This window comes from Kitasatospora sp. NPDC093558 (assembly GCF_040683475.1).
Taxonomy (GTDB): domain Bacteria; phylum Actinomycetota; class Actinomycetes; order Streptomycetales; family Streptomycetaceae; genus Kitasatospora.
The window spans coordinates 1-6211 of the sequence record NZ_JBFBDY010000375.1 but is presented as its reverse complement, the minus strand read 5'-3'; the positions used below and the strand labels follow the sequence as shown (position 1 = coordinate 6211).

Sequence of the window (6211 nt, the reverse complement as noted above, 5' to 3'; positions counted from 1 at the left end):
GTCGTTCAGACCGGCCGAGTTGCCCGAGGTGATGATGCCGTGCGGACGGAACGGGGTCTTGAGGCCGGCCAGCGACTCCATCGTGGTCCGTGACGCCGCGCCCGGTGTAGCCGATCAGCAGCCCGAGCGGGACGGCGATCAGCGCCGCGAACAGCAGCGCCTCGCCGGAGAACGCCAGGTGTTCGGCGATCCGGTGCACGATCGAGTCAGGACCGCTGCGGTGGTCCGGGGCGGAGAAGAAGTCGCTCAGCCAGGAGAGCCAGTTCACCGGCCCGCTCCCTTCTCGCGGACGGCCCAGGGTGCGAGCAGCCGCCGCGCCCCGACCAGTACCAGGTCGACGGTCAGCGCGAGCGCGGCGATCAGCGCGATGCCGGCCACGATCGGGGTCGGGAACGTGCGCTGGAAGCCGTCCATGAACAGGTAGCCGAGCCCGCCGCGCCCGACCAGCGCGCCGACGCTCGCCAGCGAGATGCTGGACACCGCGGCGACCCGCAGTCCGGCGATCAGGTACGGCACGGCGGCGGGCAGTTCGACGGCGGTCAGCCGGTGCCACGGCCCGTAGCCCATGGCGGTCGCGGCCTGCCGGACGGCGTCCGGCACGGCGCGCAGCCCGTCCACGGTCGTGGGCAGGAGCACGGCGAGCGCGTAGAAGGTGAGCGGGATCATGACGGTGGCCTGGGTGGCGAGGCCGGTGTACGGGATGAGCAGCATGAAGACGGCCACGGCGGGCAGCGCGTAGACGATGTTGAAGACGGCGGCGAGCGGCTGGTACAGCCGGGGGAAGCGGGCGCAAGCCAGGCCCAGCGGGACGGCTACCAGCAGGCCGATGAGCACCGGCAGCAGGGCGATCACGGCGTGGTCGGCGAGCAGGTTGCCGAGGTAGCCGAGGTGGTCGCCGATCCAGTACCAGCGGACGATCGGTTCATCGTCCACCGGTGGCCCCGTCCTTGCCCTCCGTGATGCCCTCGGTGATGCCCTCCGTGCCGTCCTCCGTGATGCCCTTCGCCTTGCGGTCCGCCGCGCCGGCCGGGGCGCCGCCCGCCGTGCCGGCCGGTGCGGTCAGGGCGTCGAGGACGGTCTCGCGGTCCGCCGTGCCGGTGACCCGGCCGTCGGCGTCGAGGGCCACGGCGACCCCGGCGGGCGAGAGGACGGCGGCGTCCAGCGCGGTGCGCAGGGTGTCGGCGTCCGGCCGGTAGCCGGGGGCCGGGCGCAGTTCGGCGCTGGGTGCCTCGCGGTCGATCCAGCCGATCGGGCGCCGCTCGTCGTCGAGTGCCAACTCCCAGCCGCCGAAGCGCAGTCCGCCGGTCAGCGGGCGGGCCGCGACGGTGCTCGCGGGGCGCAGGCCGAGGCCGCGCAGGCCGCGGTCACGGCCGAGGAAGGCGGCCACGTCGTCGTCGGCGGGCGCGGTGAGCAGGGTGTGCGGGTCGGCCAGCTGGGCGATCCGGCCCTGGCCGCGCAGCACGACGACCTGGTCGCCGAGCCGGACGGCCTCCTCGATGTCGTGGGTGACGAACAGCACCGTCTTGTGCAGTTCGGACTGCAGGCGCAGCAGTTCCTCCTGGAGCCCGGCGCGCACCACGGGGTCGACGGCGCTGAACGGCTCGTCCATCAGCAGCACGGGTGGGTCGGCGGCGAGGGCGCGGGCGACGCCGACGCGCTGCTGCTGGCCGCCGGAGAGCTGGAACGGGTAGCGCTTGGCGGTCTCGGGCGCGAGCCCGACCAGGTCGAGCAGTTCGGCGGCCCGGGCGCGGGCCTTCTTGCGGTCCCAGCCGAGCAGGTAGGGCACGGTGGCGATGTTGTCGATCACCTTGCGGTGCGGGAAGAGCCCGGCCTGCTGGATCACGTAGCCGATGCCGCGACGCAGCTTGGCGGGTTCCAGCCCGGCGACGTCCGCGCCGTCCAGCAGCACCCGGCCCGAGGTGGGCTCGACCATCCGGTTGACCATGCGCAGGAGGGTGGTCTTGCCGCACCCGGACGGCCCGACCAGGACGGTTATCCGTCCGGTCGGCACGTCCAGGTCGAGGCCCTCGACGGCGATGGTGCCGTCGGGGTGGCGCTTGCCGGCGCCGTCGAATCTGATCACGGGGAGTTTCCTCGTCCGGGCGCCCCGCGGTGGCGGCGCCGTTGGTCGGTCTGTCGTCGGTCTCTCGGTTGTTGGCGGTTTGTCGACAAACGGTGGCGGTGCGGACCGCGGTGGCGTCTGTCGGATCTACTGCCCGGGCGTTCTTCCGCCCGCGTGGCTGCCCAGCTTCGGACCGGCGGAAACTCCGATCAGAGTATGACCTGCATCATCTCCTGTCCCTGATTTACCACCCGGCACGCGGTGCGGGGCCGGCCCGGCAGGCGGCTACGAGTCACCCACCGCGCCGGTCAGCCGCCCTGACGCGTCGGCAGCCCGGCCGCCGCCCAGCCGACGAATCCGCCGTCCAGGTCGGTCGCCCGGTGCAGGCCCAGTTCGCGCAGCGACGCCGCGGCCAGGCTCGACGCGTACCCCTCCGAGCACACCACGATCCACTCGACGTCGTACCCCGACGCCTCCGGGATCCGGTGACTGCCCGTCGGATCCAGCCGCCACTCCAGCACGTTGCGCTCGATGACCAGCGAACCGGGGATCTCACCCTCGGCCGCCCGCTGCGCCGCCGGACGGATGTCCACCAGCAGCGCGCCGTCCAGCTGGGCCTGGTACGCCTCCTGGGCGCGCGGGCGGTGCACGCCCTCGCGGGCCCGCTCCACCAGGTCGTCGATCGTGGTCACCACTGTTCGGGTCCTTCCTCCGAGGTGCGGACGAGCCCGCCGGCCCGCAGGTCGTAGTGCGCCATCGAGCTCAGCGGGGGCGAGTAGGCGTGCAGGGTGACGGCCGGGCCGGACGCCGTGTTGCGCACGTCGTGCACGTACTCCGGGCCGAAGGCGCGGGCCGTCCCCGCCGGGACGCGGCGGATCAGCAGGCCCTGGTCCGGGCCGCCGAGCGAGAGCTCCTCCAACTCGCCGAGGGCGACGGTGAAGGCGCCGCGCGAGCCGCCGTGGTCGTGGAAGCCGGTGGACTGGCCGGGCAGCCAGCTGATCAGCCACACCTCGTGGTCGTCGTCGGCCACCAGGCGCCGGTACCAGCGCTCGTCGGTGGACAGGCGGACGTGGTGGATCCACTCGTCGGGCCGCTCGGCCAGCTCCCGGACGATCGCGCGCAGGGCGTTCGGGGTGAGCGGCGCACGGGTGTCCCCGGTGCTGGTGGCTGCAGCGTCCGTGGTGCTGTCTGCGTCCGTGGTCGTGGTCGGTGGATGGACGGGGGCGAGGTCCAGGCTCATGGGGCGTCCTCGGGTGCGGCGGTGACGTCGGGAGGGTGCGCCCGCGTCCGGGACGCCGCTGCGGGCTCGGGCCGCTGGAGCGGCACGGCAGCGCGCGGGGTGCGCCGGGCGAAGGCGGGTCAGAACTGCGGATGCGGGTGCGCGGCGCGGGCCCTGGCAGACGTCACAGGGCGGAACCGGCGCGGAGGAGCAAGGTCAACAGGCACACATGGAGCTCGCCTGGCGTCGCAGATCGACGTGCAGGCGGCAGACCAGGGTGGCGCCGGAATCCATGCTCCGGATCCTTCCCGACCCGCGCGGCGGGAGTCAAGCGGGACCCGCGGTCCGTCCACACCTCGGACGAGAGCCGCTCACACCTCGGACGCCGGCCCCCTCCACCCCTCACGTCCCTGTGCGCATCACCCCTCGGCCGGGCGCCGCGGCGCCGGGGGAGTGCCGGCCGATCGGGCCGTGCCGGCACGCCCGGGCGGCTGCGCCGGCACGGGACCGGCCGCGCCGCCCGTCGCCCGCCGTGCCGCCAAGGCCGCCTCGACCACCGGCGCGGCCTGGTCGCCCAGGTAGCGGCCGAGGGTCTGGTAGGCGTCGAACTGCCGGTGGTCGAACCACTGGTCGCTGGTCAGGTCGTTCGGGAACGCCGCGTTCCCCACCGCGTAGGACAGCAGCTCGTACGGCATGTCGGCGGTCAGGACGGCCTGGACGACGATCAGCGTGCCGTGCCGGGCGTCATCACTCTCCCCGGAACCGCCCTCCCCGGAACCGCCCTCCCCGGAACCGCCCTCCCCGGAACCGCCCTCCCCGGAACCGCCCTCCCCGGAACCGCCCTCCCTGGAACCGTCCTCCGCCGCGAGACCCGCGAGCGGCTCCGGATACTGGATGTCCCCCGTGACCACCGCCCGCTCCGACAGCCGCGCGGACAACTGCGCCGCGAGCCCCCGCAACGGCGGCGGCCCGCCAGCCGCCGTCCCGCCACCAGCCGCCACCTGAACAGCCTGTGCGGCCTGGGCTGCCTCGGCCGCCTGAGCCGCCTCAGCCAACTGCTCCGCCGCGCTCCCCGGGATCAGCACCTCCGGCTCGTGCAGCGTGATGACGATGCCGAGCTCCTCGCGCGCCAGCGTGATCGCGGCGGCGAGGTTGGCCGCGTACCCGGAGTCGCCGCTCGCGTCGATGCACACCGCCGTCCGGACGCCGTGGCGCAGCAGCTCGACCAGGCCCAGGTTCTCGTAGTGCCCGCCGTCGGTGGTCAGCAGGAACCGGTCGTCCATCGGGAACCGCCCGGTCAGCTCGCGCAGTTGGTACTGCAGCCGCCGGACGGTCGGCTGCGTCGGACGCCGCCAGTCCGGCACTCCCGACCAACCGGGGCCCAGGACGGCCGGGTTGGGTAGCCAGGTGCCGAGCCGCGCGTTGGTGACCGCGAACAGACCTTGGTAGGCCTTGGACTGACGGCCCATCGCCGAGGAGAACGCCGCCCCCGAGACGGCCATCGCCGACTGCACGGTGAGATCCCGGGCGACGTGCCGCCGCGTGCGCTGCTCCAGCAGGTCGGTGCGGGCGTAGCCGACGTCGGGGCCGCCGACGTAGTCGTGCGACAGCGTGAAGGACACCGCCCGCCGGCCGGGCGGAGTGCGGGTGTCCCCGGAGAGGTTGGCCGCCGCCGAGAAGATCACCTGGGGGAAGTCCGGGTGCCGGGCGGCATAGTGGCTGAGCCACGTCTCCTCGCGGAAGAAGTCGTACGGCCGGGCCACCACCGCGCCGCCCTCGGCGACCCGGCGGACCGCGAACGCCGTGGCCAGCCGCAGCCGGTAGAACGGGTGCAGGCTCATCCACGTCTGGTCCAGGTTGAGCCCGACCGCGCCCAGCACCAGCGGCAGCCCGACCTGGACGGCCGTCGGCCACGCGGATCCGGTGGCGACCGCCCAGCCGAGCGCGAGCAGCGCCCCCGCCGACAGGACGGCCAGCGCCGCCCACACCACCACGTACTGGGGGAGGTTGGCGGTGAGGCTCCCGCCGAGCCGGTCGGCCCCGCGCATCACCCCGGCGACCGCCGCCGCGCCCCGGCGGATCGTCCGGCGGTCGCGCCAGAGTATGCCGAGCAGCAGTCCGAGGTAGCTGAGCACGACGGTGAGGCTGAGCCCGGCACCGGTGAGCCGCGGGCCTGCCGCCAGCGCGGCCTGGAGCCGCACCGCGCTCCACGCCAGCGCGGGCACCGCCAGGACGCCGACGGCCACCAGCGCGGCCAGGGCGAGGCTGCCCTGGAAGAGCCGGCGGAGCGTGCGCGGGAGCAGGGCGTCCCAGCCGAACGGGGGGAACGCGAGCACCGCGAGCAGCCAGCACACGGCCGCGGTGACCAGCAGAACGGCCAGGGTGGTGACGGCGGGCGCGCGGAACACCGGCGCCCCGGGCGATCCCGCCCCGCCGGTGCGCAGCCCGGCCGCCGCCAGGCCGTCCAGCCCGGTGACCGGCACGAGTCGGTAGAACCGGCTGAGCCCGAGGCCGACCACCAGGACGGCGGCGAGCAGCAGCGTGAACGCCGAGATGACGCCGCGCAGCAGGGTGCCGAGCGCGATCAGCCACTCGCCGGAGCCGTCGGCGATGTACTTGCTGTGGCGGCGGAGGTGGTCCTCCTCGGGGGAACCCGGCTCCAGCACGGTGTCGGCCGTGAGGCCGGAGACGGCGCGTACCGGGCTGCCGGGCGCGGAGTCGCTGAGCGCGAGTTGCATCGCGCCGACGGCGTAGCCGCCGCCCGAGACGGAGACCAGGTACCGCGCCCGTTTGAGCCAGGGCCGCAGCGATTGCAGCGCGCCGAGGGTGACGCAGGCCGAGCGGATGCCGCCGCCCGAGGCGCAGAAGCCGAGCTCGGCGGGCTCGCGCCCCGGCGGCACCCGCGCGGCGTCGCGCCAACGGGCCTGACC

5 protein-coding genes and 1 pseudogene are annotated in these 6211 nt (G+C 74.6%); all 6 read right to left on the bottom strand.

Annotated elements, in window-relative coordinates:
• Window positions 1–268 (bottom strand): annotated as a pseudogene (locus AB0O00_RS26735) (hypothetical protein); the annotation flags it as partial.
• Window positions 265–933: an ABC transporter permease gene (locus tag AB0O00_RS26730; RefSeq protein ID WP_363655896.1), complete on the bottom strand. Its 669-nt coding sequence runs from the start codon at window positions 931–933 to the stop codon at window positions 265–267. The gene AB0O00_RS26730 and the pseudogene AB0O00_RS26735, both read right to left, overlap by 4 nt.
• Window positions 923–2083: an ATP-binding cassette domain-containing protein gene (locus tag AB0O00_RS26725; RefSeq protein WP_363655894.1), complete on the bottom strand. Its 1161-nt coding sequence runs from the start codon at window positions 2081–2083 to the stop codon at window positions 923–925. Before AB0O00_RS26725 ends, AB0O00_RS26730 begins: the two co-directional genes overlap by 11 nt.
• Before the next feature lie 287 nt (window positions 2084–2370).
• Complete coding sequence (locus tag AB0O00_RS26720; protein WP_363655892.1) at window positions 2371–2757, bottom strand: rhodanese-like domain-containing protein; 387 nt, start codon at window positions 2755–2757, stop codon at window positions 2371–2373.
• Window positions 2751–3302 carry a cysteine dioxygenase family protein gene (locus AB0O00_RS26715; protein WP_363655890.1) on the bottom strand — a complete coding sequence of 184 codons (552 nt, stop codon included), beginning with the start codon at window positions 3300–3302 and terminating at the stop codon, window positions 2751–2753. The genes AB0O00_RS26720 and AB0O00_RS26715 overlap by 7 nt, the downstream gene beginning before the upstream one ends.
• 398 nt (window positions 3303–3700) lie before the next feature.
• Window positions 3701–6211: hypothetical protein (locus AB0O00_RS26710; protein WP_363655888.1), on the bottom strand; the 2511-nt coding region annotated here is incomplete at its 5' end.